Genomic DNA, 3759 nt, shown 5'->3' on the forward strand with positions numbered 1-3759 from the left:
ATTTATGATTAAATTTAACATTTTTTACTTCATCTAAGGTGAAAGTAAAATTATTATTTGCATCAATTGCAATAATGTCACTATAAATATTTTGACTGTTTAAATCATTAAAGTGCACAATTAAATTTAATTTTTTAGCATCATTATTATGATATAAATTAACAAAATTTGTTGTTAATTTATAAGTTCCACTAATTTGCTTTTGATTTTGAATTGCATGTAAAGAATTTGTTTCAGAGATTACAACATTTGCATTTGAAATTGGAATTCCACCATTTGTTATTGCAAAAAGTAATTCATCTTTTTCTGGATAGGCTCCAACTGTTAAAGTTGTTTTATTTTCATCAACAGAAGAAACATACTTAACTGATTTAACTTTATATAATTGATTTATTTTAAAATCATTAATTGTAAAAGTAATTTGTTTTAAATTGTTATTTCCAATAACTAAGTGAGGATTTGATCCAATTTTTTCTGTTTTATCTCCTTCAATAAAATATTTAATATTTAAATTTAAATCATCTTGAGTAGATAAAACATTATCAACATCTTCAATTTCTAAATTTACAAATGCCTTAGTGATATCAGTTTGATCTTTGATAAAATTTGCTGATTTTATTTTAAATGCTTGTTCAGTTGATTTTTTGACTTTAAAGTCTCCTTTAATAACTGTTGAAATATTTACTTTATCATCATCAAGTTTTTCTCAAATTGAATTTGAATTATTAAATTTTTGAACTTGAACAAAAGTGTAAAAACGATTTGCTTTTAACTTGTTTGAGTCAATTACAAAATTAATTTTTCTTTCATTTGAAATGCTATTTTGATCATCTACAAGAACAACTTCATCACTTGTAATTGTTTGAATTTGTCCATCAAATGTTTTGTAATTAAATACAAGACGAATTTTTTCTTTATATAAACGATTTGGAATTTCCTTTTGATTGAAAATTAAATTAACTTTAACATTTTCATTTGCGTTTCATTCAATTTTATTGTCTTGATATTCAAGATTTTCTTTAAAAATAAATTTTTGTCCTTGAGTTTTTATTTTATTTTTTAATTTACTTGTTAAATTATTTATCAAAATATTTTCAAGATTATTTGAAATATTTTCAACATTAATATTAGTATAAGCTCTTGAAGGTTTTGAATTAAACCTAACAACTAAATTGTAATCAAGCCCTTCTTCAACTTGATTTGTTTCAAATTTAGTGGATTTAATATTTATATCTTCATTAATGTGATTTCTAAATTCTAAACCTGCTACAACATCAAATTCAAAAGTTACAAAATAGTCATTTCCTTCTTTAACTAATTGTTTATTTTGTTCAAAGAAATATCTACGTTTGTTATTAGTTGGTGTTAAAGTTAAATTAACAATATCATTGGTTTCTAAAATTTCATCAAGTGATGATAATTTGTATTTTAATTTTAATTTAGTTTCATTATTAATTTCTTCAACTAATTCAATTGTTGTTAATTTAGCTGGGGTTGTAAATTTATTAACTAAAATATTAAATGCTGAATTTGATTGAATAATACTATTTTGATTTTTAGTTGCTACATCTTCTTTGGTATCAACAAATAAATCAAAACTTGTATACTCACGATTTGACACTAAACCATCAAAAACAATTGCAATATTGTTATTAGTTAATTGAGCATTAGAACTTGAATTAAATCTTAGTTTTTGATTATCTCGAATATTGCTTGGTGTGCTTTGAGTGATTTGACCTTTAAATTTTAATTGATTTTTAAGATGTTCTAAATTGTTTGATAATCCCAATTCTAAATTATATGTACCTACAACTGAATTTTGATTATCTTGTTCTGTATTTTCAAGTACAATATTATATCCACCTGGTTTTGTTTTTAATTCTAATTTATTACCAAAAATTTGATTAATAACAATTTCTTTATTTGTAATTCCAGAAGTAGTCATAACATTTTTGATTATTAATTTATTCGCGAGATTTTCTTTATTTAAAATAATTTCATCAACTAAAAACTCAACTACTTTGTGATTATTTTCTGTTTTGGTACTTGATATTTTTTGTTTTAATTTTTCAGCTATAGTTAATGTTTTAAGAGTTGTATCTAATAACACCTCATAATTTTGATTTATTAAAATATTATCTTCATCAACAATTGTAAATTTTAACTTTACCTCTTCAAGTGAAGGTGAATTTAATATTTGCATTGTTGCACTTAATGGATTTGGTGATTGCTTTGTAGTAAATGATGCTTGATCAATTAAGTTAGAAAAATTATTTTGTTTAAACTTAAGATTGTTGTTATTAATTGAAGTAATTTGAGATAAATTAGTTTCACTTATTTCAAAACTTGTATCAACAAAATAAATATTATCAAGTTTATACAAACGAGCTTTTTCAACTGTGCCAGCTACTAATTCAATATTTTCAATTAATATATCATTATTATTTTGTGTTATAAAATCATTTTCTTGAAGATCTTTAGCAAAATAAATTTTTTCATTAAAATTTTGTGATTTATATTGAAGAATAATTTTTTTATTTTTTCAAGTTTGAGGAAATTTAGTAGCATCATTAATTAATGAGATATTAATTTTTTGTTTATTATTAACATCAAAATTTTGTTTATATGTAGGTGTAATAGTTTTTATAATTTCATCTAAATTAAACAATGCTGTATCTACTTGTTTATTTAAAGAAGTAATATCTAAGGTTTGAATTCCAGTAAAATCAAAGTTTTTTAGAGCATCACTTAAGAGTTTTTTGTTAGATAAATAAATATTTTTTAAAATATAGCTATTGCTTAAAATTATATTTTTTGTGTAATCAAGACTAATATTTAAAGTATTGTTTTCATCAATTGAAATAACATCACTATAAATATCCTCATTTTGAGAATTTTTAAAATGAGCAACAAAATGTGTTTTTGTATTTTCATCTTCAGTGTAAAGCTTAGCAATTTCTGAATCTAAATTATAAGTACCACTAATAAGTGGTTGATCATTATCAGCAATTAATTCTTTTGTTGCATTTACAATTAATTGTTTATTAACTTTAACATTTATTGAAATATCTTTTTCTTCTGATGCTAATTCGTTATTAACTAATTTATCTGAAAAGGCAACATCATTTCCATAATTTAATTCATATTTAGCTATTTTATATTCGTGATTTAAAACAGGATTTAAAATTTCAAATTTAATTGTTTTATAATTATTTTCCTTTAAAATTTGAATATTTTTAATTTCAAATAATGTGTTAGGGCTTGTAACATCTTTGTATTTTATTGTTGCTGTACTATTTGAACTTAAAACATTATCTAAATCATTTAATAAAACTTTTACTGTTAATTTTGTAATATCTGATTGTTCTTTAATAAATTCTGGCGCTAACTCTCAAACATCTTGACTTGGAAGCACTTTAAATTTTTGATCTTTCAATATATTTAAATCAACATTACTATCTAAATTAACTCAATTATTATTTGTTAATTCATATTGAAGTCCTTTAAAAGTGTATTCACGATTTTTAGTTAATGTGTTGCTGTTTATTTCAAAATTTAAGTTTTCATTATTTTGGTTAATTAAATTAGAAGAAATAACTTCAATTTCTTTTTTTACAATTTGATTATTTTCATCTAAATCATTAAAATCAAAAATTAGTTTGAATTTTTTACCTATAAATCTTTTTGCTAATTTTTCATATTCTAACTTAATAAATACTTTTTCTAAATGATTGTACTCTTGGTTTATTTTTTCAGTAT

At 21.5% G+C, this 3759-nt stretch carries 1 protein-coding gene; it reads right to left on the bottom strand.

The annotated features are described in order from the left end of the window. Positions 1 to 3759, bottom strand: a 3759-nt coding sequence (locus U744_RS04730) for a hypothetical protein (protein WP_036432141.1), incomplete at both ends; no start/stop codon positions are given.

Origin of the sequence: Mycoplasmopsis cricetuli ATCC 35279 (genome assembly GCF_000526955.1) — a bacterium.
Lineage (GTDB): Bacteria > Bacillota_I > Bacilli_A > Mycoplasmatales > Metamycoplasmataceae > Mycoplasmopsis > Mycoplasmopsis cricetuli.